This window comes from Campylobacter massiliensis (assembly GCF_014253065.1).
GTDB lineage: Bacteria > Campylobacterota > Campylobacteria > Campylobacterales > Campylobacteraceae > Campylobacter_A > Campylobacter_A massiliensis.
The window spans coordinates 114,607-140,547 of sequence record NZ_JACLZK010000001.1; the positions used below are offsets into that span (position 1 = coordinate 114,607).

The window sequence follows — 25,941 nt, forward strand, 5'->3', positions numbered from 1 at the left end:
ACTGCAAGCGTAAGGCGCGGGGGCTTGCTCCTGCGAGAATTAAAATAAGGGAGAAACCGATGAAAAGACGAGATTTCATCAAATTTTCGGCCTTGGCGGCTACGGCTGCGCAGGCTAGTAGGATAGAGGGCGTCAAACAGACGATTTTTGATAACAAAAAGGTATTCGGCGCAAACAGATTCGGTCCGTTTTGGGCAAATTTAAACTCATCGCAGATCGTTTCGGTTAGCGATTTTGAGGGCGATAAATTTCCAAACACGATGAACTACAGCTTGCCTGATTCCGTGCAGAACGAAAACCGCGTGCTCTATCCGATGGTGCGCAAAAGCTATCTAAAAGCAAAAGGCGCGGCAAAGAGCGAACTGCGCGGCAAAGACGAATTCGTGCGCGTTAGCTGGGATACGGCGCTTGATCTAGCCGCCAAAGCTCTAAAAGAAAACTTCGACAAATACGGCGCCGAGGCGATATATGGCGAGTGCTACTGGTGGGGCGGCAGCGGTAAGGTCAGCTGGGGTCGTACGGTCGCGCACAGGATGCTAAAAGTACTAGGCGGCTACGTGGAAGAAAGCGGCGATTATTCGACCGGAGCGGGTCTAGTCATCATGCCTCACGTGCTAGGCGGTAGCGCGGTTTACGACGCGCCGACGAAGTGGAAAGCTATCGTCAAAAACGCTAAAAACGTGGTATTTTGGGGTACCGATCCTATCGTAACCAATCAAATCTCATCAGTCCCTCCGACTCACGACGGCTACGTAGGCATGCAGGAGCTCAAAAAATCGGACATCAAAACCTATAGCGTAAACGTCATGGTAAACGACACCGCGCGCTATTACGGCAGCGAAAATATAATCGTGCGCCCAAATACCGACACCGCGCTCATCATCGGCATGTGTCATTATCTGTTTACGAACAACCTATACGACGAGGAATTTATCAAAAAATACACGGTCGGATTTAATAAATTTAAAGACTACTTCCTCGGTACGCAAGATAAAGTCGTAAAAGACATCGAGTGGGCGAGCAAAATTTGCGGCGTACCTGCTGGCACGATAGCGCAGTTTGCGACGCGCCTGGCTAAAGAGCCTACGACCGTGCTGATCGGCCGCGCGCTACAAAGAGCCGACCACGGCGAGCAGCCTTTCTGGGCGCTAGTGGTGCTAAATGCGATGCTAGGACACGTGGGTAAAGAGGGGCTTGGGTTTGAGTTTAGCCTAGGATACGGCTCTGCGGGCGCTACTGATAAGATCGCTCCGGTGCTAAAAGGCCTAAGTACTCGCATCGACGAGAAATACGAAAACGTAGACGGCGCGCCGTGGAAAACGACTAAAAACATCACTATCCCGTCCTCTCGCAGCATCGAGGCGCTAGAGCATCCGGGCAAAGAGATCGACTACGACGGCACTAAGATCAAGCTACCGCATATGAGAGTGGCATATATGGCCTCAGGCTCGATGTTTACGCGCCATCAGGACGTAAACAACATCGTAAAACAGTGGCGTAAATTTGACGCCGTTATCACCGCCGAGCCGTACTGGACTAGCACCGCAAAATTTAGCGACATCGTGCTGCCGGTAGCTATCGAGGTCGAGAGAAACGACATCAACCAAACCGGCGCTACGGGCGAATACATCGTGGCTTATAGGCCGGCGATAGAGCCGATGGGCGAGAGCAAGAGCGACTTTTGGATCTGCGAGCAAATTTGCAAACGCTGGGGCAGAGGCGAGGTATTTAGCGAGGGCAAGGATGAGCTAGGCTGGATGAAGGAATTTTACGCCGACGCGGCCGAGCAGGCGAAGGGGCTAAATTTGAGCATGCCTAGCTTTGATGAATTTTACGAAAAAGGCTACGTGAGGTTTGAAAAAGACAACACGGAAACCGAGCTATACACGCGCCTAGCGGCCTTCCGCGAAAATCCTGCCAAAAACCGCCTAGGCACTCCGTCTGGCAAGATAGAGATCTACTCGCCGACGATAGCGAAGATGAACTACGCAGACTGCCCGCCGATGCCTACGTGGATCGAGCCTAAAGAGTGGCTAGGCAATGCTAGCAAAAAGTACCCGCTACACGTCGTTAGCCCACACTCTCGCTACCGCTTGCACAGTCAGCTAAACAACTCTATAATTAGAAATTTCGCCGAAGTTAGCGGCAGAGAGCCGGTGCTAATAAATCCAAAAGACGCAAAAGAGCGCGGACTAGCTACGGGCGACGTTGCGCGCGTATTTAACGATAGAGGCGAAATTTTAACGGGCGTTTTAGTAACCGACGTAGTGCCGCCTAGCGTCATAGCTATCTGCGAGGGCGCGTGGTATGACCCTGAAAAATGGGGCGAAAAGAGCCTCTGCCAGCACGGCTGCGTAAACGTGCTAACATTTGACAAAGGCACGTCAAGTCTCGCGCAAAGTAACTCGGCTCACACCGTGCTTGCCCAAATCGAGAAATTTAAGGGGGAGATTAAACCTATACAAGCGTTTAGCAAACCTAAAATCCTACAAAGCATTTAACGCGTCGTCTCGCGAGTGCTTTTGAGAGAGATTTGAAATTTTAAGTCTGCGGCAGACTATTTGTCTAGCCTTGACTTAAAATTTCTGCACAACTCTCAAAATCATCTCGCGATACTTCCGCTTATGTTTTTTTGATTCTGCGACCTTTGGCGAGCGCTTTTTGCAGAGATAAGTAAAATTTTTACTCGATATGTTCTATTTGTGCCTAAATTTTCGTCGCTTCTGCTTGCAGTTACGAGCTGCAGGCGAAGTAAAACATTCAAATCCATCTTAAAATACTTCCGCTTAGGTTTTTTGGGCGGCGTGTCGTCTCGTCTTGTATTTTTGCGCTCAAATTTGCAATCAGCCGATTTCAACAAACATCGCCTTTTGCTGAAATTTTGCGCTTCTAGCGAAAACATATGCGCCGAAAATTTCAGGCGATACGAAGGCGAGCCGAAATTTTCGTGCTGACGAAGTCAGGCGCCACATCCGTTTGAGCGGGAGCGTAAAATTTATCTCTTTGTTAAGCCCATTTTCTTTCGTATCCGTCAAATTTGAAGAAATTTTAACCGCTCTTGCCGCGCTTGAGGCGCCTTGCTCGCTTGATGCGATCGTGCCGCTTGCTGATTTGGATAACGAATTTTACCGCGAACTAGCAGACGACTACGCGCGGAAAGATGAAGCGCGCGAGGAGCCGGGATATAGATATTTCAGCGTTTTCATCGGGGACTTGGGCGCAGACCCATTAAAAACGCTCGTGTTTTTAAAGAAATTTTTTGAAGATGGGAGCTTTGCGGCGACTAAAGAGAGGGCGCAAAATTTGCCGCTTTGCCTCTTTAGCGGCATAGAGGAGCTGGCGCTACCGCTGCAAGACAAACTCGCCTCGCTCGGAGTTAAATTTTACGCACAGGAGATATCTTTTAGCGAACTTATCGCTCGTCATGGCTAATTTATCCAAATTTCGCTATCATACGCCGCATTTTTTAAAAAGGATAAATATGAAAAAATCACTGCTTTTCGTTGCGCTTTGCGCTTTTGCCGGACAGCTTGCGGCTGCTGATATGCCCGCTGCTTGCGAGGAGTACAAAAAGGTTTCTTACGATTTCATCGATTCGATGGCAAAACAAGCCGAGGCTCAGGGTAAAAAGGACTTTGACGCTGCTGCAACGAAAAAAGAGTTTGAGGCCGACTACGCGAGCATAAAAAAGATGAGCAAAGAGGAGCAAGAATCTACGTGCAATCAAGGCATAGCCGAGGTAAAAGAGCTTGAAAATATGCTAAAAATGATGGGAGCGATAAAGTAAATTTAAGCGGCTTCGGCTTATTTACGCTCCCAAAATCCGCGTTTAAAAGTCAAATTTGAGCGCGGATTTTTAAATTTCACAAAACTATCACTCAGGCACGCAGATTTCGCCGCGCCGCATCGCTTTTACCGTATAAAAGCCCACGATACCTATAAAAACGCATAAGATAGCAAAACCTGCCGCTCCGGCAAATAAGAAAAATTTGATCCCGTTAAACTCGAACGCTCGTAAAAACGCTATGCTAGCCGCAGCCGTCGGGAAGGTAAACGCCCACCACGAGAGGAAAAATTTAAGCCGCAAAAAGCTTTTAAACATAAAAAGGATAAGAAGCGCGAAAAATAGCGTGACGTAGAGCATGATCTTCGCCGTCGCGTCAAATCCTCCGGTGAGCTTGACGTAGTCCAAAAACGCCATCGCGGGCGGCGCGATCACGATAAAAAGCGTCGGGATAAATTTCTGCGGCATCTGATCGTGAAAGATGATGCGGTAAAACAAAACCGCAAAAAGCACGGGCCAAAAAAATATCCCGATCGCAAAATAATACCATGCAAGCTCGCTCGCGGCGGGCGCTGCTAGCGGGACGAAGAGGTTGCCCACGATCGGGATAAACCACGCGGGGTTTGAGTGCGCGATCTGGACGTTATTTTTGATCCAAAATGAGACGACGTGCAGCGTGATAAAGGTCTGAAACACCGTGCCTGCGCAAAAAAGCGCGTCGTAAACGGGCGCAAAGTCCCGCCAGAGCGAGGCGACTAATAGCGTGCCGATCGAAAATGCGGCGAAAAAATTTACCCGCACCGGGTGGAAAAACTCCGCCTTGCAAGCTTGCGGATATCTGATCAGCTTTGCCGCATAACAAGCGCAGATGAGCGCGTATGCTAGGCTCGCCGCGGCGCGTAAAATCTCAAAAACCGCACCCGAGATATCAAAGATCAAATTTAGCCGCTCGTATGCGAGAGCCAGCCCGCCAAGCCCCATAACTACGGTGTAAAACATAATCGGAAAGTGCTGTAGCCAGCTTGATTTTTCGTCCTGCGTTTTCATATTTTTCCTCGTTTTTTCTAAATTTTAGCCGAATTTTAGCGCAATTTCGGTGAGTTAGTCACGAAATAAATCAATGCTTAAAATATTTTGTAGCTAAATTTTATCACCGCGCTTTTACGTAAAAGAAAATATAATTAAACAAAACCGAATTTAATCAAGGAGTGCATATGCCTGGAGACGAGCTAAAAGATACGCTAAAGCAGCGGTTTACCTCTAAATTTACGCTTAGTGCGCAGGATGAAGAGGCGGTGCTAAAAAGCGCGACGTTAAGAAGCTTTAAAAAAGGCGAGAGGATATACCCAAAAGACGGCTGCCTTGGTTACGCGATCATCATAAGTGGGCGTGCGCGCGGGCTGGTTAGCACGAGTAATTTTAAAGAGATCACCGTCTTTAATCTGCAAGGCGGCGATAGCTGCATGCTGTGCGGCTTTTGTTCGCTAGGAGCGCTACAAGCGGAGATAAATTTACAAATCGAAGATGACGTGCGGATGATTTTGATACCAAGAGAGATCTTTAAGAGGCTACGCGAAAAATATCCGCAGGTGGCAAATCACGCGCTAGAGCTCATGGCGACGCGTTTTAGCTCGGCGATAACCGCTATGGATCAGACGCTGTTTTTACCTCTAGCTCGGAGAATAATAAATTTCCTCGAGCAAAACGGCGCGAAAGACGGGCTAAAGATCACGCACGAACAGATCGCAAACGACATCGCCAGTGCGCGAGAAGCGGTATCAAGAGCGCTAAAAGAGATGCAGAAAAAGGGGCTCGTCGAGCTAAAGCGCGGAGTCGTGACGTTAAGGTGACTTTGTTACATATTTAAATTTTAAAATGCGCTATGATTTGACAATAACTTCTAAAAGGAGCTTTTATGCAAAGCATCGACAGAAGAGGCGTCTTGAAAATTTTAGGCGCGGCGGGGCTAGCGGCGGCGGGAGTCGCAGGCGCTAGCAAGCTAAATGCGGGAGAAAATGCGGACATCCGCGCAAATATCCTAATAATCGGCGGCGGTCTAGGCGGCATCAGCCTGGCGGCGAAACTACGACGAGATATGCCAAACGCCGAACTAACTGTCCTTGATAAGGACGAGTACTTCTACTATCAGCCCGGCTTTACACTCATCGCAGCCGGTCACTATCTGCCCGAAGACATAACCTACGAAAAATCAAATTTGATCCCAGACGGCGTAAAATGGATAAAGCAAAATGCCGTATCCATCGATCCGGCGGCAAATTCCGTCAAGCTAGAGGACGGGTCAAATTTAAGCTACGACTACCTCGTGATAGCTAGCGGAGCAGAGTATGAGTTTGAGAGCGTAAAAGGGCTTAGCGCCGATGATATCGGTAGCGACAACGTGACTTCTATCTATACGATCCCAGGCGCCGTTGCTATGTCCGGCATAATGAAAAAAGTCGGCAAAGAAGGCGGCAAGATAGTCTTTAGCGACAACAAAACACCGATGAAGTGTTCGGGCGCAAATAAAAAAGTAACGCTGCTAACCGAAGATATGGCGCGAAATTTAGGCAACAGAGATAAGCTTGATATCTCGATATACTCGGGTGCGCGGACGATATTTTCCGCTCCTGTTTATGCTAAAATGATAGAAGGGATGCTGGAGGAGCGAGACGTGAAGTATTTTACTTCCCATCAGCTGGTTGAGGTGGATAAAAGTGCCAATATAGCGGTATTTGAGCACGCTATGCCGTACCGCGAAAACGGCGAAAATAAACTCGCTAAAGAGCTAGTCGAAGTAAAATTCGACTACCTACATCTAGTGCCTCGCATGAAGGCTTCTAAAATCTACGCCGATGCAGGGCTAAGCGTAGAAAAGGGCGATGCGGCAGGCAACTGGATTAGCCTCACGCGCGAAACGCTGCAACACTCGAAATTTAAAAATATATTTGCTATCGGCGACGTTTGCGGATTTCCCGCCGGTAAAACCGGAGCTAGTATACGCAAGATGTATCCCGTGCTGGCGCAAAATTTAGCCGACGTTATAAAAGGACGCGAACCGAGTGCTAGATACGGCGGCTACACTGCCTGCCCGCTGCTAACGAAATTTAGCAAAGCGGTGATGGTGGAGTTTAACTGGACAGGCAAGCCCGAGCCTACGATAGCGTGCATGGGCGCGACTCGCGAGAGCTACCTAAACTGGGCGATGAAGCTATATATGATGAAGCCGATGGTCATGCAAGGCATGATAAGAGGCCTAGCATAAAGGAGAGAAAATGCAAAACGTCGGGATTTTAGATAAAACTATCCGCCTAGTAATCACTGCGGTTTGGATATACGCATTTGGGTTCGTCTGCGAGTGCTGGCTATGGCTGGTCGGTCTCGTGCCGCTACTGACGGCTGTTTACGGTTATTGTCCTCTTTATAAGTTTTTTGGTATAAATACGTGTAAAAAATGTAAAAACAAAGAAAGGAATACGCAATGCTAAGTAAAAAAACTAGGATAATAAGAGCGCTGATCGGACTAGCGATAATGATCGCCGGAGCTGCGTTTGGCAGCTGGTGGGGACTGATTGGACTCGTGCCCTTTATCGTGGGCGTCACGGGATTTTGCCCCGCTTGCTACTTTTTAAACCGCTGTTCGCTAAAGCGCTAAATTTAGCCGAATTTACTCGCGCGGGCTTAAAATTAACCTCAAATTTGAGTCCGCGCTTTGTTTTTAGATAATGCAAATTTAGGTTTTATAAACCGCACTCCTTACGGCGCAAATTTCGCCGTCCGCACCGTCAAATTTAACTCCCGCTCACTCATTTTTAACGCGATATGCATCAAATTTAAGCTAAAATAGGCCAAATTTTTAAAAGGATAAACGTGAACGATTTTAAAAGATTAAACGAGCTAGTAGCCGCAGGCAAAGACGAGCTAAACGCGATGTATAGGCAGCTAGATAACCCAAACGAGGTCGTGCTAAAGATGCTAAAAATCGCGGGCTTTAAGGGTGAGAAGAGTGAAAAGGTCGCGGTTTTGCGCCGTATAGTCGATCTAAAAACGGAGCCGCTAGAAAACGAGCTAAAAAAGCAGGGGCGCGAGGAGGCCGCGATAGGGCGCATAAAAGACGAAGCTTTTGAACTCGTGCGCGAGTTTTACGAGGCGCGCTTTGAAAAGCTTTTGGCGCGGGTAAAAGAGGAGAAAATAATAGATGAGTTTTACTCGGCGCTACTTAGCGGCATGCACGGCGCGGGACTAGCGATGAACGCGTGGCAAAGCGCGTGGGACAGGCAAATTTTGCAAACGACGAATAAAGAATTTGAAGCTAAATTTGCAAGCATGGCCGAAGCGATCAAATTTATAGGCGAAAACGGCCTCTATCAAAAAGACGGCGACGAAAAGGGCGAGCGAAGCTACGGCGCGGTTATGAAAAACGGCGAAAAATACGCCTTCGCGCCGTATGCCGCTGCTTTTGAAAAAGAAGTAAAACGCGTGGTGGACGCGCTGGAGGAGCTAATCAAAAATCTAAAAACGCTAGCCCTAAACGACGAGCAAAAAGCTTACGTGAAGTATTTTGAAAAGCTAAAAGCGGCGTTTTGCGAGCGGGAAAACGACCGCGCGATCCCCGCGTGGCAGGATGCCGAGCGCGCGTGGATGGAGGTAAAGGGCCCGCTACAGCCCGGCCATCCGCTCGAGTACTACGAGGACGTCTACACGCACGCCGTCGCGCTCGAGTGGGACGTGAGGCTAGCGGGTGCGAGCGACTTTGACGAGGAGAAATTTAAAGCCAGCGTCATCCGCGCCTACGAGCAAATTTGTCGCGAGTGCGGGATAGAGGACACTGCGCTAGAACGTCAAGTCACGCAAAACGTCGCGCGCACGCAGACGTACATCAGTGTGCCGATGATCTACTACGGCGCCGAGCTAAACGGGCTTTTCTCCGCGCAGGTCGTGCCAAACGACGAGACCGTGAGCAAGGAGCGGGGCAAAAAGATATTTGCTTTCGTCGAGCACGTTTACGAGAGCGCCAAGGCAAGGCCGTTTATGAAGCTTAGCGGGGAGATTTTTTCGCGCGAGTTTTTGGACTACGGGCGCGAAATTTTGTTTAAAAAGCCGCAAATTTGGAAGAAAACCTATGAAATATCCACGATCGGCCACGAGTTTGGGCACATACTTTTCGTCGGCACCGACACGGAAAAGGCGATGAACGCGGACGGCGAGTTTAAATTTATCGAGGAGTACAAGGCGACTACGGGCGGGCTCGTAAATTTCTTTATCGGCGGCGACGCGAGCTACGAGATGAGCGTATTTCACGAGCTGATCGCCCGCGCGGTCGGACTTATCGCGTGGCGCGAGGTCGATGAGGTGCGCGCGTACTACTGCGAGGGGCTTATTCACCTTAGCTTGCTGTTTGACTCGGGCGCGCTTAGCTTTGAGGACGGCGCTTTGGTCGTCAAATTTGACCGCGAGCACTACGCTAAATTTAAAGAAATCTGCCTCGCAAACTACAAAAATTTGGCGCTTCACTACGCAAGGCGCACTCCTGCGGGCGAGTTTTTGGCGAGATTTTGTGACAAAGAGGGCAAAAGCTACCTGCCTAAACACGCGCAGGCAAGGGCCTTTGTAGAGCACTACTATGCCCGCTACAAGGCTATAGGAAACGAGCTTGACGAGAGCGGCGAATGGGAAAAATGGCAAGCGGGAGAAAAATAGGGCGCGCCTTTAGCGTCAAATTTAACCTTGGCTTGCGGCGAGCTTGATTATAAATTTGTCTTTGGCGGGCTAGAGCTGCACCTTTTGGGCGCTAAATTTGCACTGTAAAGACGCGGGTTTTGCGAGTCAAATTTAAACCCCGCATTGACGCAAGATAAGCTAAACGCGGCGGATTGTCGCTAAATTTGCAAAATTAAATAAAAATAGAAAGGATAAAAATGGAAAAAACATTAGAAGGCATGGGCGAGCCGCGCATGAAGCAAGTCGCCTTGCCAAAAGACACGAACTCCGCTGGCAATATTTTTGGCGGCTGGATACTAAGCCAGATCGACCTTGCCGGCGCTCAGGCCGCACGAGAAGTGGCTCCCGAGCGCGTCGTGACGATCTCGATGCAAGAGATTATATTTAAACAGCCCGTTTTCGTCGGCGACGTCGTGAGCTGCTACGCCAAGATAACGGAAGTGGGCAACACCTCGATCAAAACCAAGATCGAAGTCACGGCGCTGCGGCTAAATGCAGCTGGTTTTCGCGAGTGCATACACGTGACATCCGCGATCGCGACCTACGTGAGCGTGACCAAGGACGGCGTGAAAAAACCGATCGATCCGGAGTTAAAAAAGTTTCACGGGTTTTGACCTGCTCGGCTTAAGGGCTTGGAGTGAACTATCTCGCCAGGCTCTTTAACGCGTCAAATTTGACTCTGTTTTGCGGACTGACGGCTGGCAAACGAGTCAAATTTGACGAAATTTACGCGGCTTGCTCGCGAAATCAAATTTTGTTTTGCCGAGTCGGCAGTCAAATTTGACCGACCGAAACCCGCGTTAAATTTACCGCACTCCAAAATAATTCAAAATAAATTTAACACCAAAACGCTCGCGCTATCAGAAACGACTCAAATTTAATCTTGCAAATTTAACCGTTTTTACTCTCCTTAAGCCTCACGGAAGGATCAAATTTGATTAAGCATGGAAGTAGAATTTTAAGTTACATTAATACAATAACTAATTCCAATCTTAATAAAATCTCTCAATACGCCTTTATAAGTAACTAAAATGATACGCTAGAAATTGCGATTTTATAGCTATTTCGGCTTTATTTACAGATGCACAATATAAATTAAACCTTAAATTTAGAAACTGATTTACGATATTAAGAGAATTTATTATCTTTTAAGGACAAATATGCGAATATTTCATATCTAATAAATGTGCAAATTTTGCACATCGGAAAAGGAGAAAAAATGGCAAAGACCGGTAAAGTCATATGCCCGTACTGCGGCACGGGCTGTCAGGTCGAGCTTCACGTCGAAAACAACGTGATAAGAAGCGCGCTAGGAGTGCAGGATAACCCCGTAAATCAGGGCAATCTGTGCTTAAAGGGCTTTTACGGCTGGGACTACGTGGGGGCGCCCGACAGACTAACAAAACCGCTAATTCGCAAAAAAGACGGCGTATTTAGCAAGGACGGAGATTTTGAAGAGGCTAGCTGGGACGAAGCGCTCGATCTAGTCGTCTCAAAGATGAAAGAAGTAAAGGAAAAATACGGTCCGGACGCGCTAGTAGGCAACTACTCGGCTCGCTGTACGTTAGAGGACAACTACGTCGCGCAAAAGGTAATGCGCGCCGTAATCGGTACGAACAACGTCGACCACTGCGCTAGAATTTGACACGCTCCGACTGTGGCAGGTCTTGCCAAAACAATCGGTAACGGAGCGGCGACAAACAGCTTCACTGAGATCGGACCTTATAGTAATTGTATCTTGATGATCGGCTCAAACCCCGAAAACGGCCACCCGATCGCGGCGATGCACATACAGCGTGCTCTAAACCGCGGCGCTAAGCTCATCGTGGTAGACCCGATAAAAACGGAATTTGCCAGCCGAGCGGACGTGCATTTGCAGCTAGCGCCCGAGCATAACATTGCGGTTATAAACTCGCTAATTTACGTTATTTTCGAGGAAAATTTAGTTAACTGGGACTTCGTAAACGAATGCACCAAGGGCGTAGAATACGTACGCGAAGCGGTTAAGGACTATTCGCCTGAAGCTATCGCTAGATACACCAACCTAAATCCCGAGGACGTGAGAAAAGCGGCCCGTATGTACGCGACTATCCGTCCGGCCGTCATCACGCACGGTATGGGCGTAACGCACTTTAACCACGGCGTGGGCGCGGTTTGCGATATATCAAATTTATTCCTTTTAACCGGAAATATCTGCGAGCTAGGAAGCGGCGACCTACCGATACGCGGTCAAGAAAACGTCCAAGGCTGCTGCGATATGGGCGTGTTGCCGAATATCTTCCCGAATTTGGGCTCGGTAACCGATCCTAAACAGCGCGAGTGGTTCGAGCAGGTTTGGCATCTAGAGCCAGGCTCCTTAAACGGTAAAATCGGCATCCATAAAACCGAAGTACCAAACGCCATCCTTGACGGCAGAGTGCACTTTTTCTGGACGATGGGCGAAAACCCGGTCGTAACCGACCCAAATACCAACCACTTCCTAAAAGCGATCTCAAAGGTCGATATGTACGTGGTTCAGGATATCTTCCTAACCGAAACGTCGCGTAAAGCCGACGTCGTGCTGCCCGGCGTGGCAAGTAGCGAAAAAGAAGGCCTCTACGCCAACGCCGAGCGCCGCGTGCAGCACAACGAGCACGTCATCACGCCTCCTGGAGACGCTAGACAAGACTGGTGGATCATCTGCGAGATAGCGCGAAGGCTCGGAGCGACAGAGGGATTTAACTTTAACTCGCCTGAAGAAATTTGGGAAGAGGTGCGTAAGTGCGACCCTAGAAGATACGGCGGCATGAGCTACTACCGCATCAAAAAGCACCACGGACTACACTGGCCGTGCCCAGACGAAAACAGCATGGGCGGACAAAGCCTATATCTAGATAAAAAATTCTTTACGCCGGACGGCAAAGGTAAATTTATCCCTTGCTTGCACGTAAAGACGGTCGCTGATATCGAGCCTGCTAAAGCCGAGTTTGCTAAACGCGTAAATTTACCGCCTGAATACGAAGTGATGGCGGGTTGCGTGGACGAGCCGACCGATGCCGAGTATCCGATACAGCTGCTAACTACGCGTAAAGTCTATCAATACGCCGGTGGCGTCATGACTAGGCGCTCAAAAGCTATCGAAGAGGGCGGCGACAGCATCGGACCTATCGCGGAGATGAACCCTGCGCTAGCCGAGCGTTACGGCATCAAGCAAGGAGACTTCATCAAAGCGTGGAGTAGATACGGTTATATCGTTATCAAAGCAGACGTCACGGACATCGTCCCGGACGGCGTCATCCAGATGACCTATCACTACTGGGAGAGCTGCTGCAACGAGCTAACGAGCAACGGCTGGGACTTCATCAGTAAGACCCCGACCTTTAAGGCCGCCATCCAGATCCAAAGGATCGAGGAGGATGAATTTTTGCGTATTCGCGAGCTAAAACGCATCAAATTCCAAACCAACAAGGTCATCTACGACGACTATCACCACGAGTGATTTTTAGCCCCGCTTGCTAAACCGCGGGCGGGGCTTTTTAAATTTATCTTTTAAATTCGCTTCTTGATTAAATTTTAAAAATATATCTTGTTTTAATATGCTTTTCTGTAATATTCCACAAATTTTAATATGCATTTTTGCGATATTATAAATTTATACTTCACAAGGAGCAAAAGATGAAAAAATTTCTCACGACTCTGCTTTTAAGCGCTATCGTCGCGCTAGGAGCCGAGGTCAAAACCATCACCGATATGACGGGCAACGAGGTCAAAATCCCCGCCCAAACGCAAAAGATAGCCGCGCTCTGGCACGCAAACAACCAAGTGATCTTGGTGCTAGGCGGCGCGGATAAGATCGTAACTACGACCGATCAGATCAAGAAAAACAAGTGGTTTGCTAAAATTTACCCTCGCATCGCAGAGGTGCCGGCTGCGCTAAACGGCAACGACATCCAGATCGAGGAGCTAGTTAAACTAGCGCCCGACGTAGTCGTCGTGTCAAACAAAAATTTCCAAGAAAACCTTACTAAAAACGGCTTTAGCGCGGCGAATTTGATATTTCGCGACTACGACGATATGAAAAAAAGCGTGCTGCTAACGGCCGAGATCATCGGCGGCGACGCAGCTAGCAAGGCAAAAGAACTAAACGAAAATCTAGATGCCAACATCGCGCTAGTCACCGAGCGCACGAGCAAACTAGACGACGCTGCGCGCCCTAAAGTTCTACACATCGTAGGCGGTGCAAACCTGCTAAAAATCGACGGCACTAAAACTATCATCGATACATGGGTGAGATACGCAGGCGGTAAAAACGCGGTGCAAAAAGAGGGCAGCATGATAGAAATCACGGCTGAAGAGATCGTGGCGGCAGACCCTGATATCATCATCGTTGGCGGCGCGGACAATCAAAAAGCGGTTGAGAAAATTTACGCCGATCCCGTATTTGCAGGGTTAAAAGCGGTCAAAAACAAAAAAGTCTACGGCAACCCAAAAGGCGTGTTTAGCTGGGATAGATACGGCGCGGAGTCGGCTCTACAAATTTTGTGGGCGGCTACTATCGTTCAGCCGGAGCTCTTTAAAGACGTAGACGTAAAAGCCCAAACTAAGGCATTTTATAAGAAATTTATGAACTACGACCTTAGCGACGCGGAGTTTGACTACATCCTAAAAGGGCTAAACCCGGACGGTAGCAAATAGTCAAATTTGAGCTCGTTTGCGGGTAAATCCCGCAAAATCAAAAGGAAGCAAAGATGAAAAAAAGGGCGCTTGCATTGAGCGCGGCAGCTTGCCTTTGCGCGGCGATTAGCGCGCAGGCAGCCGATCTAAAATTTGACCCAAACAAATTTGAAACGCGCTCTATAAAAGCGGGTGAAAAAGAGGTCAAATTTAGAGCCTACGAGGGGATAGTTTACGTAGCAAACCCCGTGGATAGCCGGTCTCAGAGGCTAAATTTTTACGTCCCGGCGCAGTATTTTGAGGACGGCAAAGACAAAAACAGTAAAAATGCGACGGGTAAATTTGACGCAGCAAGCGCTCCGATCTTTTTGCCAAATTCCATCGGCGGATATATGCCGGGCAAGCCTTTTACGCCGGCGCTTGATAAAAACGGCAATTCAAACGCGGTACTAGCAGCACTTGAGCGCGGCTACGTCGTCGCAGCGCCTGGAGCTAGAGGCAGGAGCTCAAAGGACGCAAACGGCAAATTTAGCGGCAAAGCGCCCGCCGCCATCGTCGATCTAAAGGCCGCTGTGCGGTATCTAAAATTTAACGACGCGGCGATGGCGGGCGACGCAAACAAGATAATATCAAACGGCACGAGCGCTGGCGGGGCAATGTCGGCACTGCTCGGCGTCTCGGCGGACGCGAGTGAGTTTGAGCCGTATCTGGCCGCACTCGGAGCCGCAGAGGCTAGCGACGAGATCTACGCCGTCTCCGCCTACTGCCCGGTTACGAACCTAGAAAACGCCGACGCGGCCTACGAGTGGATGTTTGGCGCGCAGACGAAATACGAGAAAATGGACTTTAGCGCGTTTGATGCGGCGGGATTTAACGAGCGAAGCGGTAAGCCAAAAACCGTCTCAGGCGAGCTAACCGCAGAGCAAAAAGAGCTCTCCGCCGCGCTAAAATCGGCCTTCCCCCCCTACGTAAATTCGCTAAATTTAAAAGACGCCAAAGGCCGCGCGCTCACGCTTGAGCCTAGCGGCGAGGGAAGCTTTAAAGAGTACGTCAAAAAGACGCTCGCAGACTCTTTCGCGGCTGCGAAAAGTCGGGAGAAAAGCCTGCTAAAGCCCGAGTTTTTCACGCTTGAAACGCAGGGCTGCACGCTTGGATATGATTTTAAATTTGAAGACTTTGTTCTATCTATGCCGCGCGCTAAAGCTACGCCCGCATTTGACGGGTTAGAGCTACAAAATCCCGAAAACGACTTTTTCGGCGATGCGGACGCGGCGGCGAAGCACTTTACCGAATTTGGCGCAAAACGCGGCACGGGCGAGAGTGCGGATACCAAAATCATAAAAATGGTAAACGCGATGAGCTATCTGGGCAATAAAAGCGCGGCTAAATTTTACCGCATCAGGCACGGCGCGGCCGACTCCGACACGGCTCTAGCGGTGCCGCTTATTTTGGCGCTGGGGCTACAAAATGCGGGCAAGACGGTTGATTTCGCTGCTCCTTGGGGGCAAGGTCACGGCGGCGACTACGATCTGGACGAGCTTTTTAAGTGGATAGATCGCGTCGTAAAGTAGCCGAAATTTGACGCGACTGAAGCTCGCACTCAAATTTTACGAAGCAGTGCGCTGGGTTTAAATTTGGCAAAACGGCGGGTAAATTTGACCCGAGTAGCTCAAATTTGGCGCTCATGTCGGGTTTGTTTTAGTTGTGGACGAAGTGTGTCTTTACGCTGATATCTTTGCGCGGTGCTACTGCTGACGGAGATTTTATTTTAGGAGAAAGATGAAAAATATTAGTTTTAAATTTACGCTGATTTTGCTAGCCGTGCTGACCGTAGTTTGCGGCGTAGTAGCGCTTGGCGTCGGCAGGTTTTACGTGGCTCCCTCTGACGTGCTTAGCGTGATCGGCAGCTTTTTTGGGGTGCCGACGGACGCCGCGGCAAATATCCAAAACGTCGTCGAAAACATCCGCATACCGCGCATCATCGCGGCTATCTTAGTAGGAGCCGCGCTTAGCATCAGCGGAGCGGCGTATCAGGGCGTCTTTCGCAACCAGCTAGTTAGCCCCGATCTGCTGGGCGTTTCGGCGGGAGCTTGCGTAGGAGCTGCTCTTGCGATCATGTTTGATTTATCGCTTTTTTGGGTGCAGGCGTTAGCCTTCGTCTGCGGGCTAGCGGCCGTAGGTATGACGCTATCCATACCGCGTCTGATGGGGCGCTCTAGCACGCTGATGCTGGTGCTCTCAGGTATCATCGTTAGCGGTCTGATGGCCTCGGTGATCGGCTTTTTAAAATACGTCGCCGACCCAGAGACCAAGCTACCCGACATCGTTTACTGGCAGCTAGGTAGCCTAGCCAAGATCGACGCGGATAATCTTAAATTTATCGCGCTCGTGATGATAGCCTGCGCGGTGCTTTTGGTGGCTATGAGCTGGAGGATAAACCTACTCTCACTAGGTGACGAGAGCGCGGCGAGGCTGGGCGTAAACGTGACGCTAGAACGCGGCGTCATCATCGTCTGCGCGACGCTACTAACGGCATGCAGCGTCTGCGTGAGCGGTATCGTGGCGTGGGTGGGGCTGCTGATGCCGCACCTGGCGCGTATGCTGGTTGGCGCAAATAACGTCCGCAGCCTGCCTGCGAGTATATTTATGGGCGCGATATTTTTGCTATTCGTCGACACTCTAGCGCGCACGATCAGCGTGAGCGAGGTGCCTCTGGGCGTACTTACGGGCTTTATCGGCACGATATTTTTCGTCTGGGTACTCTGGCGAAACAAAAAGGTCGCGTGATGTTAGAAGTAAAAAATCTAAATTTCGCCTATCCAAACGGCGCCGGTAGGCTAGAAAACGTAAATTTACGCGTCGGTAAAGGCGAAATCCTAACGATACTAGGGCGAAACGGCGCGGGCAAATCTACCATGCTAAGCCTAATCAGCGGCACGCAGACGCCGCACTCGGGCGAAGTTTGGCTGGGCGGTAAAAATAGCGCGGAGCTTAGCAACAAAGAGCGCGCCAAAATCATGGCCTACGTCGCTCAGAGCGAGATCTGCGAGTACGACTACACGGGCCTTGAGTTTATCATGATGGGGCGAGCGGCGCATCTTGGTATCTTTGCGCGGCCTAGCGAAGAGGACACGGCGATCGCGAAGGAATTTACCGCAAAGCTTGAAATCACGCACCTCGAGGATAAATTTATCACTCAGATGAGCGGCGGGCAAAAGCAGATGTGCTCGATCGCACGCGCGATGGCCGCAAAGCCCGAGATTATCGTGTTTGACGAGCCGACCTCGGCGCTGGACTTTGGCAATCAGTATAAATTCCTGCGCACAGTTAAGCAGCTAAAAGAGCAAGGCTATACCATCGTACTAACGACTCACAATCCCGATTTTGCCGTGCTTCTAGGCGGCTATGTGGCGCTGGTTAAGGGTGGGGGCGAGGTGGCTTTCGGCACGGTGGATGAAATCATAGAAAGCGAGCATCTAAGCAAGCTTTACGGGTTAAATTTGAGCGTAGAGTATATCGAGCAAGTAACTAGAAAGTGCTGCCTGACGTATCCGCTGTGACTGCGGCGCGCGAGAAGCGGCGTAAATTTGCGCTACGCGAAACCAAAAAGGCGCAAGCGAGAGCGCACGCGGCGGGGCGGGTAAATTTGTCGCAGGCGCGAGGCGCGTATCCGCCTTGCAAATTTGACGGCTTCGGCTCGGCTCGTCGTTTGGTAAAATTTGCTCTCAAATTTAGCTCAAATTTGAGGCTTATAAATTTAACCGAGCCTTGGCGCGTTTTAGTCGGCGCGGCTTTGTAAACTTGACGGCTGCGGGTTTGCGCCTTTAGTAAATTCGGCGTTAAATTTAAGGTTCGCAAATTTGGGCGGCTTTTATTTTTCTCCCGCATTGTGCGCCGGAAATGATTAAAATTTGCTTCGTTAAAGCAGTCTTGCTAAAGCGAAGCAAAATCCCTCCAAAATTTAGGGCAAAATTTACACGTATCCCTGATCTATCATCGCGTCGGCTACTTTTCTAAAGCCTGCGATATTTGAGCCAAGCACCAGATTTCCCTCGTCGCCAAACTCCTTGCTAGTTTCGTAGCTAAGCTCAAAGATATGATTCATGATGCCGTGCAGTCTATGATCGACCTTTTCAAAGCTCCACGCGGTCATGCCGGCGTTTTGCATCATCTCAAGGCCTGACGTGCCCACGCCGCCCGCGTTTGCCGCCTTTGCCGGAGCGAAGTAAAAATCCTTTTGCGCTAGCATAAAATTTATCGCATCAAGCGTGCTTGGCATGTTTGCCCCCTCAGCCACGAAGCGACAGCCGTTAGCGTAGAGCGTCTTTATGTCGGCTAGGTGCAGTTCGTTTTGCGTCGCGCACGGAAACGCTCCATCGCACGGCACGTCCCAGACGCCGTTTCTGCCCTCTTTGTACTCGCTCACGCTTACGTATTTTGCGTTCGGTCTAAATTTGACGTATTCGCTAAGGCGCGCGCGTCTTGCTTCTTTTAGCTCTTTAAGCAGGGCCAAATCGATACCCTCTGCGTCATAAACGTATCCGTTTGAATCAGAAACCGTGATAGGCAGCGCGCCTACTTGATAGAGCTTTTCTACCGTGTATATGGCGACGTTTCCGCTACCGCTTATGCTGCATTTTTTGCCCTCTAGCCCAAGGCCCGCTCTTTTGAGCATATTTTGCGTAAAATAGACTAATCCGTATCCCGTCGCCTCCGTGCGAGCTAGGCTGCCGCCCCAGTTTAGCCCCTTGCCCGTTAGTATACCGTCAAATCTACCCGTGAGTTTTTTATACTGCCCAAACATATAGCCGATCTCGCGCGCGCCCACGCCGATGTCGCCTGCGGGTACGTCCACGGTGTTGCCGATGTGGCGGTATAGCTCGCTCATAAATGCTTGGCAAAAGCGCATTATCTCGCCCTCGCTCTTGCCTTTTGGATCAAAGGTGCTGCCGCCCTTTGCGCCGCCGATATTTACGCCCGTGAGCGAGTTTTTGAAAATTTGCTCAAACCCTAAAAATTTTAGCACGCCAAGATCCACGCTAGGATGGAGTCTGATGCCGCCTTTATAGGGGCCCACGGCTGAGTTAAACTGCACGCGGTAGCCATTATTTACTTGCGGTCTGCCGTCGTCATCCGTGTAGGTGACGCGAAATATCACCGTGCGCTCGGGTATCACGATACGCTCTAGGATCGCGTGTTTTTGGTACTTACTCTCTTTTTTTATAAGCGGCTCAAGGCTGTTTAGCACCTCGGTCGCAGCCTGTACGAACACGCCTTGGCCCGGATTGGTTCTTTTTATCCACTCCATCGTTTTTTCGATGTACTCGCTCATCTTAGCTCCTATTCGTCAAATTTTCGTAGTTGAATATTAACTCTCCTAGAAAAAATTTTTATTTAAATTTATTTTTATATTTTTATTTTAGGCGATAAGTGTTACGTATCGAAACTAAATTTATCAAACGTAACTTTTTGGTAATTTTATCGTGACATTATTTTGCGCTTTAGCGTTAATTTTGATCGGCTCGGATACGGTTGTGTTAAATTTAGGAGCTTGAAATTTATGGCGGCGGGATTTTGCGTATTTGGACGAGCTTTAGTTAAATTTTAAATTTATCGGCAAATTTGCGGTCGGTTTCGTTAAATTTATTTTTAGCTAAATTTGAGTTTACTGCAAATATGGATTAGATTTGTAGGCTTGTTTTTAATCTATTTAAAGCGGTAAATTTAAAAATGCTGGAGTAAATTTGGGCGGGTTAAAATAGTAAAAAATCTATTTTAGCCCAAAGCGGGCTAAAATCGGTTACATATCCTCTTTGATTTCGTCGTTACTGCGAACGACTAGGCCCGAGCCGTGGATGACGCTAGGTATGCACGCCGTGCAGATATCGACCTCTTCGCCGTTTTTGTGGGCGCGGATAAATACGGCGTTTTCGTTTTCCGTGCTTTTTTGTCCGCAGACGTTGCAAACTACGATATTTTCAGTTCTCATTTGTTTTCCTTTTTTAAAATTTCGGCTTATTTTATTTAGTTTTTCGCTGATTTGAAATGATTTACGTCAAGCGCGAAGTCTCGCGTAAAAAGAAAAAATGCGAAAAATAAATAACGAAAAAAACCTGCAAGAAAAGCCCGAAAATAGGCACCAAACATAGCAGGTAAAAGCATAGCGCGACGGCTTTAAATTTATATCCGCCGTAGTCCAGCAAATAAAGCTCGAATTTGTGCCGCGAGAGGGCGTTTGGCGCGACGTCGATGAAAAGCAGCGAATAATAAAGGTAAAAAAACGCCGGGTGCAGGGCGAGGAAATTTAGCGCGGGCACGGCTAAAATCGGCAAGCAAATAAGCGCGATCAGGATAAATTTGAGCAAAATTTTGCCCATAAGAGCCGTTTGGCGCGCTAGACTAACGTTTGCCAGCTGTGCCTCGTCCACGCGGTAGTGCCTGCGGTTTATCTCGCGTGCGATCGTAGGGGTTAGAAAGCCCGCGACCGCTAGCGCGCAAAAAACCGAGAGCATGACGACCAGATAGGCGCCGACCGCGTAAAATATCGCGCCGATGAGCCACTTTGCGATGCCTAGGCTAAGGATTTTAGCTGCCATCGGATACTCGGCCAGAGCGCCTGCCTCTCCCGATACGGCGGCGTTTAGCGCCTCGTATAGTTCGCGGCCGCCAAACATCGCAATAGCCGCTATAATAAGCGCGGAAAAAACGAGAGGCAGGATAGAAAGCGCGATAAATTTGGGCGTAAAAAGGTCCTTTAGCGAAAGGCGTAAAATATCAGCGAACAACTAATCTCCATTTGTTTAAAATTATAGCCGTCATGCGGCAAAAGGGCGTTTGGGCGCGACGGCTTTTAAATTTGACGCGCATTTTTTGCTTTGCGCAAAGCGGCGCGGCAAATGCTTTTAATGACGTACAAATTTAACGCGTGCATAGACTTCGCGGCTAAATTTGACCGATTTAAATTCGGTCGCAAATTTAGCTAAATTTATCAAATTTGACCCGCTTTTTACTCGTTTGGGCTATCGGCGCGAGAGTTTGCTAGCTGCGTAAATTTTGCCGACTAAACGGCGGCATTTTAGCTAGCACGGCTAAACCGCGCTCAAACTTAACCGTCCTTGACTTAAGGTGCCAAAAAACAAACTAAATCGCAAAAATTTTGGCTAAATTTAACGACCTAAGCGCAAATTTAGCCCGCAAAACCGTCAAAATTTATTTTACCGCCTGATACTCGGCCTCTAGCGCGGCGTATATCTCGTCCACGCTTTTTAGTCCGCGAGCGAGGATCTCGTTCATCACGGCGTTATCTTCCTTGCCGTTCCAGACCTTTTTATACACACCCTCTTTGTAGCCGTGGTCTTGGCGGAAGCGATTTAGCACGTTTTTGCCGACGTAGCACTCGTAAAGCGAGCTGAGATTCACGCCGCATTTTAGGCTCATCGTGAAGTAAATTTTAAGCAGATCAAAGAGCGAATACTCAAAGCCCGAGCACTTGTTTATCAGCATTTCGACGTCGTTTATGATCTCGTAGATATTTTCGTCAGCGACGTTAAACGGCTCGCGGCAAAACGCCTCAAAGCCGCTGCTAGCGCAGATATCGCTTGAAAGCTTTGCGATATCGCCCAGATTATTTAGCTTGTACTGCTCAAGCATCAAACTCATCAAAAAATGCCAGATATCCACGACCTCGACGCGCAGATTTTCTTCATTTGTCGGTGCGTTTATGCTTTTCCAGTGCTTCCAGGCAAAGCTATCTATGAGCTCGGCGCACTCCATATATATGCAGCGTTTCCAGCTGATGAGTTTGCCGTTTTTGTTGACGCCGTTTTCCCAGCCGATGCCGTTGGTATCGTCGTTTAGGCTCTGCTGGAGATTTAGCATTTGGGTGATTTTTTCATTCGCGTTCATAAATTTTCCTATTTTTAAAATTTATGAATTATAGCGAAAATTTTAAACCGCGAACTAAACGTAAAATTTAAAGCTATCCAGCTGAGAAATAAGCTCGTCAAAGAGCTTTTTGGAGTTTTGAAGTAGCCTGTTATCCGCTTTATTTTGCTCCATCAGCCTATCAAAAAGTTTTAGCGTGCCGTCTGCGATAAAATTTTTGTGATTTGCGTCTTTGACCTCCGGAAGCTCCTTGCGAAGGGAGTTTGCGAGATTCGTCACGCGAGAAAATATCGGATCCTCGCCATCTTTGACGTTTTTCATAAATTTATCTATGCTAGGCGCTATCTTTTCTAGAGCGGCTGCCAACTCCTCTTTATCGCGAGCGTCCAGACCGTCGCCTTTATACGAAAAGCTATAGCCGTACTCGTGCGTGAGAGTGAGCACGGATGCCGATGCGCCGGCTGTTTTGGCGCTAGCGTAGTCTACTGTTTTGTTGTCGTACATTTTTAGATTTATCTCATCGCCGCCGCTGGTTTTAAAGCTAAAATCAAAGCTGTTTAGGCTCGCGCTTTGGTAGTTTTGTGGTTTCATGATTTTTGCCGTCCTTTTGGCTTTATATCGGCTAAATTTCTTTTTTCTTAATACCCCTTGCGCTAAAATCACTCAAAAAAAGGATGAAAATGTGCTGTTTTGCCGCGCGCGTATTTTTGCTCATTAGCGCGACCGTTTTGAGTTTTGTTTTGCACGGATTTTTTCCGCAAATTCCCGTCGTCGCATTTTATTTTTTGCTGGCAAATTTGATCTCACTTACGATATTTTCGCTATTTTTTACTGGCAAACTGCCAAGCTTCGTTAAGCCCGCGGCGGTACACTATTTTAGCTTTATCGGCGGCTTTGCGGCGGGGCTTGGAGTGGCTTTGCTTAGACGCGAAAAAGCGGGGGCTAAATTTATTAGAACCGAGCTTTTTATCTTTGTTTTTTGGCTGATTTTGGCTTGCTTTTTGGCGCTAAATTTTAGCCGGCTGTCGGCAAATTTGGCCCAAATTTTTAGCGCTTAAGGCGGATAAAATGGATGAGAAAATTTTAAAATTTATCCGCAAAATGCACCTGCTTAGCCTTGCCGTTTTAGACGAGGGCAAGCCATACTGCGCAAGCTGCTTTTACGCCTTTGACGAAGCAAATTTGGCTTTTATCGTAGCTGGCGGCAAAGAGAGCGCTCACGTGAAGGCATTTTTAGCAGAGCCCTGCGTGGCCGGCACGGTAGCGCTTGATACCAAAATAGTCGGCAAGATAGAGGGCGTGCAGTTTCGCGCTCTAGCCGCTCCCGCGGCCGCGCAGCAAAGCAAAATCTACTTCACTCGCTTTCCTTACGCTTTGGCGATGAACCCGAGCCTTTATAGTTTGAGTCTGGGTTGGGTTAAATTTACGCATAATGCGCTGGGGTTTGGGAGGAAAATAGTCTGGCAAAGAGATTGATCTTTGCTATTTGCGGCTTGTCTCGCGAGCGCTTTTAAATGATTTCGTAAATTTCGCCCTGCGACAGACTACATGTCTAGTCTTGGGACGAAATTTACTTCAAAACATTTAAAATCATCTCGCGATACTTTGCCTTGTTGCTCTACTTCCAAATTTACAGTTAAATTTGTAAATTTCAGCTTCAAATTTGAATATAAGAAGTCAAGGCGCCGTATTTTTTCGTCAGACGAGGCAGTGGCGAACGAGGCGAGGGAGCGTATATATAATACGTGACTGAAGCCGACTGAGCCGCTAACGACGTATGGCGGAAAAAGACAAGCCGCCGAAATCGCTTAATTAAATATGTCGAGTTTTTTATCGTATTCTTTTGTCTCTACTCCAAAAAACCCCAGCAACGAACTAAAAACATTATCGTGCGAGACGGCGTCGTTTTTTTGCGCGCGTAGACGAGCTAGCGTCGCTTCGTCGCTTGCGTACGCCATCATCGGGATGTGCTTTTGCGTCTCTGGCGCGATGGCGTAGGGCATACCGTGCAGGTAGATGCCGTTTTCGCCTAGGCTTTCGCCGTGATCTGAGAAGTACCAAACCGCGCTTTTATCGCCGCCCGCGTCCTTGACAGCCTTTATGACCTCGCCAACAAAAAAATCCGTAAAAAGCAGCGTGTTGTCGTAGGCGTTTACGATGCTCTCGCTATCGCAGGAGCTAAGCTCGCTCGTGTCGCAAGTCGGGGTAAATTTGCGAAATTCGCTCGGATAGCGGGCGTGATATGCCGGGCCGTGCGAGCCTTGCAGGTGCAGGACGATGATCTCGTTTTGCGCGAGATTTTCGAGGCGTTTTTTGAAGGAGGGCAGCATATTCGTATCGTATCCGGCATCAAAATACTCGACGTCGCCGGCGTCCAAGCGACCGCAAACGCCCTTGCACTTGCCCGAGTTGTTGCCTAGCCACACGACCTTGACGCCGACGCGTTTTAAGATATCAAGCGCGTTTTCGCTGAATTCTTTGCTGCTGTATTCGCTCCTTGTCGATTTTGAAAACAAGCACGGTAGCGAGACCGCCGTCGCCGTTCCGCACGAGCGAGCGTTGCTGAAATAGACTAAATTTGGCTCCTTTTTCGTGTAAAAATTCGTATCGTTTTTGGCATATCCGCCGAGCGAGTAGTTTTTCGCGCGCGCCGTTTCGCCGACGATTAGCACCATTAGTCGTCGCTCATTGCTTGGCCTCATAGCCGCGTCTAGACCGATTTGTTTAAATTCGGGCTTAAAAAACTCGAGTTTTACGTATTTTTGCGCCGCGTAAATCGGATAAAACGGCAGGTTGTAGGCTCTGATGAAGCTATTTTCGCGAAAAAACGGGATTATGGACTTAGTCTGGGGCAAAAACAGCGCCGCCGCGAGAGCTAAAAATCCGAAAAATGCGGCAAATTTGACCTTTAGATGCCGCCTTGCGCCGCCGTACTCGATCCTCGCAAATGCGACCAAAAAGCAGGGTAAAACGCCCAAAAATAGCATGTAGCAAACGAGTTTTGGATTTAAAAAGCTTAACGCCTCGCCGACGTCAGTTTGCGCGACGTTTCTTATCATTTCGCTATCGATTATGATACCGTAGCTTTGCATGAAGTAGCTACTACCGCATGTAATCGCAATCGTAGCGATGCTAATGGGCTTAGCTAGATAGGGCAAAAAAACGAGCGAAAATAGCGCGCAAAGTAGCGAAAAATAGATGATCGGCAGGCTCGCGGCCATCGGCGCATCCGCGTCAAAACTAAGCTTTGAGTAGGCAAATTTAAATAATGCGAAATTTAGCGCGGCGATAAAAACGGCGTTTAAAAGCGTAAATTTAAACCAAGAAATACGTAGCTTCATAGCTTTCCTAATATTGATAATAAGAGTGAAACTTTATCCAAAAAAAGCTTAAAGCTTTAGTCGTTCGGCATAAAATTCAAGCTTCTAGATTTAGTTTTCGGGCACAAATTTGATAGCCGCTCGGTTCTCAAATTACTTGCTAAAGGCAAGCGCAAATAGCGTCCATGCCCAATTTATCGCAGCCGTACCGATAGAGAGGCAAACGGCGGCTGAGGCGCAGTCCTTGGCGATTTTAGCTAGCGGATGAAAGTTCGGCGAAACAAGGTCCACTACCGCTTCGACCGCGGTATTTAGGCACTCGCAGATCAAAACTAGTCCGAAAACGGCGATCAGTAGGGCGTGCTGTGCGGCGGAAACAGGTAAAAATAGCGAAACTAGCGCGAGCGGAATGATTATGCAAAGCTCAAAGCGAAACGCCGCCTCGTTTTTTAGCATCGCGGCAAGCCCCTCGAATGCAAATTTGGAGTTTTTGAAAAAGTTGTATTTGGGTTTCATATTTTGCCTTTAAATTTGTGCAATCATATCGTAAATTTGCTTTATAAGGGGCTTTTGCAGTCGGTG

Annotated in this window: 28 protein-coding genes; 19 read left to right on the forward strand and 9 right to left on the reverse strand. The window is 48.7% G+C overall.

Features of this window, described 5'->3' with window-relative positions:
• Positions 1–59 precede the first annotated feature (59 nt).
• Positions 60–2,501, forward strand: coding sequence for a molybdopterin-dependent oxidoreductase (locus H7R39_RS00525; protein ID WP_185897499.1), 2,442 nt, complete (start codon positions 60–62; stop codon positions 2,499–2,501).
• A gap of 101 nt (positions 2,502–2,602) precedes the next feature.
• Here the strand turns inward: H7R39_RS00525 and H7R39_RS00530 are convergent, their stop codons facing one another.
• Entirely contained in the window at positions 2,603–2,857 is a 255-nt protein-coding gene (locus H7R39_RS00530) for a hypothetical protein (RefSeq protein WP_185897500.1), read from the reverse strand.
• A gap of 119 nt (positions 2,858–2,976) precedes the next feature.
• On the opposite strand from H7R39_RS00530, the gene H7R39_RS00535 reads away from it, so the two are divergent.
• On the forward strand, positions 2,977–3,432 hold the full coding sequence (locus H7R39_RS00535) for a hypothetical protein (RefSeq protein WP_228724693.1): 456 nt from the start codon (positions 2,977–2,979) through the stop codon (positions 3,430–3,432).
• A 49-nt stretch (positions 3,433–3,481) separates the two neighbouring features.
• The gene (locus tag H7R39_RS00540) at positions 3,482–3,787 is read left to right on the forward strand and encodes a DUF5339 domain-containing protein (protein ID WP_185897501.1); all 306 of its coding nucleotides are present in this window, start codon (positions 3,482–3,484) and stop codon (positions 3,785–3,787) included.
• A gap of 87 nt (positions 3,788–3,874) precedes the next feature.
• Here the strand turns inward: H7R39_RS00540 and H7R39_RS00545 are convergent, their stop codons facing one another.
• A complete protein-coding gene (locus H7R39_RS00545) occupies positions 3,875–4,831 on the reverse strand; it encodes an SLAC1 anion channel family protein (protein WP_185897502.1) in 957 nt (318 codons plus the stop codon).
• Between the two features lie 167 nt (positions 4,832–4,998).
• Here H7R39_RS00545 and H7R39_RS00550 point away from each other — a divergent pair, with 167 nt between their 5' ends.
• The 14 genes from H7R39_RS00550 to H7R39_RS00615 all read left to right on the forward strand — a co-directional run bounded on the left by H7R39_RS00550 (position 4,999) and on the right by H7R39_RS00615 (position 17,954).
• Positions 4,999–5,634: a Crp/Fnr family transcriptional regulator gene (locus H7R39_RS00550; protein WP_185897503.1), complete on the forward strand. Its 636-nt coding sequence runs from the start codon at positions 4,999–5,001 to the stop codon at positions 5,632–5,634.
• Between the two features lie 65 nt (positions 5,635–5,699).
• A complete protein-coding gene (locus H7R39_RS00555) occupies positions 5,700–7,046 on the forward strand; it encodes an NAD(P)/FAD-dependent oxidoreductase (protein WP_185897504.1) in 1,347 nt (448 codons plus the stop codon).
• 10 nt (positions 7,047–7,056) lie between these two features.
• Positions 7,057–7,269 carry a YgaP family membrane protein gene (locus H7R39_RS00560; protein ID WP_185897505.1) on the forward strand — a complete coding sequence of 71 codons (213 nt, stop codon included), beginning with the start codon at positions 7,057–7,059 and terminating at the stop codon, positions 7,267–7,269.
• Positions 7,263–7,436, forward strand: a complete 174-nt coding sequence (locus H7R39_RS00565) for a YgaP family membrane protein (RefSeq protein ID WP_185897506.1) — start codon at positions 7,263–7,265, stop codon at positions 7,434–7,436. The genes H7R39_RS00560 and H7R39_RS00565 overlap by 7 nt, the downstream gene beginning before the upstream one ends.
• Positions 7,437–7,493: 57 nt before the next feature.
• Entirely contained in the window at positions 7,494–7,628 is a 135-nt protein-coding gene (locus tag H7R39_RS11380; protein WP_267454425.1) for a hypothetical protein, read from the forward strand.
• A gap of 23 nt (positions 7,629–7,651) precedes the next feature.
• Positions 7,652–9,481 (forward strand): invasion protein CiaB, encoded by a 1,830-nt coding sequence (gene ciaB, locus H7R39_RS00570; protein ID WP_185897507.1) that lies wholly within the window; start codon positions 7,652–7,654, stop codon positions 9,479–9,481.
• 218 nt (positions 9,482–9,699) lie between these two features.
• Positions 9,700–10,116 (forward strand): acyl-CoA thioesterase, encoded by a 417-nt coding sequence (locus H7R39_RS00575; protein WP_185897508.1) that lies wholly within the window; start codon positions 9,700–9,702, stop codon positions 10,114–10,116.
• A 23-nt stretch (positions 10,117–10,139) separates the two neighbouring features.
• Positions 10,140–10,286 (forward strand): hypothetical protein, encoded by a 147-nt coding sequence (locus H7R39_RS00580; RefSeq protein ID WP_185897509.1) that lies wholly within the window; start codon positions 10,140–10,142, stop codon positions 10,284–10,286.
• Positions 10,287–10,721: 435 nt separating this feature from the next.
• Complete coding sequence (locus tag H7R39_RS11570; protein WP_407644560.1) at positions 10,722–12,980, forward strand: molybdopterin oxidoreductase family protein; 2,259 nt, start codon at positions 10,722–10,724, stop codon at positions 12,978–12,980.
• A gap of 176 nt (positions 12,981–13,156) precedes the next feature.
• Complete coding sequence (locus H7R39_RS00595; protein WP_185897510.1) at positions 13,157–14,176, forward strand: ABC transporter substrate-binding protein; 1,020 nt, start codon at positions 13,157–13,159, stop codon at positions 14,174–14,176.
• A 53-nt stretch (positions 14,177–14,229) separates the two neighbouring features.
• Positions 14,230–15,726 (forward strand): subtype B tannase, encoded by a 1,497-nt coding sequence (locus H7R39_RS00600; protein ID WP_185897511.1) that lies wholly within the window; start codon positions 14,230–14,232, stop codon positions 15,724–15,726.
• 208 nt (positions 15,727–15,934) lie between these two features.
• A complete protein-coding gene (locus tag H7R39_RS00605; protein WP_185897512.1) occupies positions 15,935–16,942 on the forward strand; it encodes a FecCD family ABC transporter permease in 1,008 nt (335 codons plus the stop codon).
• Positions 16,942–17,715 carry an ABC transporter ATP-binding protein gene (locus tag H7R39_RS00610; protein WP_185897513.1) on the forward strand — a complete coding sequence of 258 codons (774 nt, stop codon included), beginning with the start codon at positions 16,942–16,944 and terminating at the stop codon, positions 17,713–17,715. The genes H7R39_RS00605 and H7R39_RS00610 overlap by 1 nt, the downstream gene beginning before the upstream one ends.
• Positions 17,691–17,954, forward strand: a complete 264-nt coding sequence (locus tag H7R39_RS00615) for a hypothetical protein (RefSeq protein WP_185897514.1) — start codon at positions 17,691–17,693, stop codon at positions 17,952–17,954. The genes H7R39_RS00610 and H7R39_RS00615 overlap by 25 nt, the downstream gene beginning before the upstream one ends.
• 174 nt (positions 17,955–18,128) lie before the next feature.
• Here the strand turns inward: H7R39_RS00615 and gdhA are convergent, their stop codons facing one another.
• From gdhA to H7R39_RS00640, 5 genes are all read right to left on the reverse strand, one after another.
• Positions 18,129–19,487 carry an NADP-specific glutamate dehydrogenase gene (gene gdhA, locus H7R39_RS00620; protein WP_185897515.1) on the reverse strand — a complete coding sequence of 453 codons (1,359 nt, stop codon included), beginning with the start codon at positions 19,485–19,487 and terminating at the stop codon, positions 18,129–18,131.
• Between the two features lie 468 nt (positions 19,488–19,955).
• Positions 19,956–20,144 carry a hypothetical protein gene (locus tag H7R39_RS00625; RefSeq protein WP_002949209.1) on the reverse strand — a complete coding sequence of 63 codons (189 nt, stop codon included), beginning with the start codon at positions 20,142–20,144 and terminating at the stop codon, positions 19,956–19,958.
• Positions 20,145–20,205: 61 nt separating this feature from the next.
• The gene (locus H7R39_RS00630) at positions 20,206–20,940 is read right to left on the reverse strand and encodes an EI24 domain-containing protein (RefSeq protein ID WP_185897516.1); all 735 of its coding nucleotides are present in this window, start codon (positions 20,938–20,940) and stop codon (positions 20,206–20,208) included.
• Between the two features lie 424 nt (positions 20,941–21,364).
• Entirely contained in the window at positions 21,365–22,060 is a 696-nt protein-coding gene (gene dut / locus H7R39_RS00635; RefSeq protein ID WP_185897517.1) for a dUTPase, read from the reverse strand.
• Positions 22,061–22,114: 54 nt separating this feature from the next.
• Positions 22,115–22,630 carry an ATP/GTP-binding protein gene (locus H7R39_RS00640; protein WP_185897518.1) on the reverse strand — a complete coding sequence of 172 codons (516 nt, stop codon included), beginning with the start codon at positions 22,628–22,630 and terminating at the stop codon, positions 22,115–22,117.
• A gap of 89 nt (positions 22,631–22,719) precedes the next feature.
• On the opposite strand from H7R39_RS00640, the gene H7R39_RS00645 reads away from it, so the two are divergent.
• Positions 22,720–23,097: a hypothetical protein gene (locus tag H7R39_RS00645; protein ID WP_185897519.1), complete on the forward strand. Its 378-nt coding sequence runs from the start codon at positions 22,720–22,722 to the stop codon at positions 23,095–23,097.
• Between the two features lie 10 nt (positions 23,098–23,107).
• Positions 23,108–23,515, forward strand: coding sequence for a hypothetical protein (locus H7R39_RS00650; protein WP_185897520.1), 408 nt, complete (start codon positions 23,108–23,110; stop codon positions 23,513–23,515).
• Positions 23,516–23,847: 332 nt separating this feature from the next.
• On the opposite strand, the gene H7R39_RS00655 is transcribed toward H7R39_RS00650, so the two are convergent.
• Positions 23,848–25,380: a phosphoethanolamine transferase gene (locus H7R39_RS00655; protein WP_185897521.1), complete on the reverse strand. Its 1,533-nt coding sequence runs from the start codon at positions 25,378–25,380 to the stop codon at positions 23,848–23,850.
• A gap of 132 nt (positions 25,381–25,512) precedes the next feature.
• Positions 25,513–25,875: a diacylglycerol kinase gene (locus tag H7R39_RS00660; RefSeq protein ID WP_185897522.1), complete on the reverse strand. Its 363-nt coding sequence runs from the start codon at positions 25,873–25,875 to the stop codon at positions 25,513–25,515.
• Positions 25,876–25,941 lie beyond the last annotated feature (66 nt).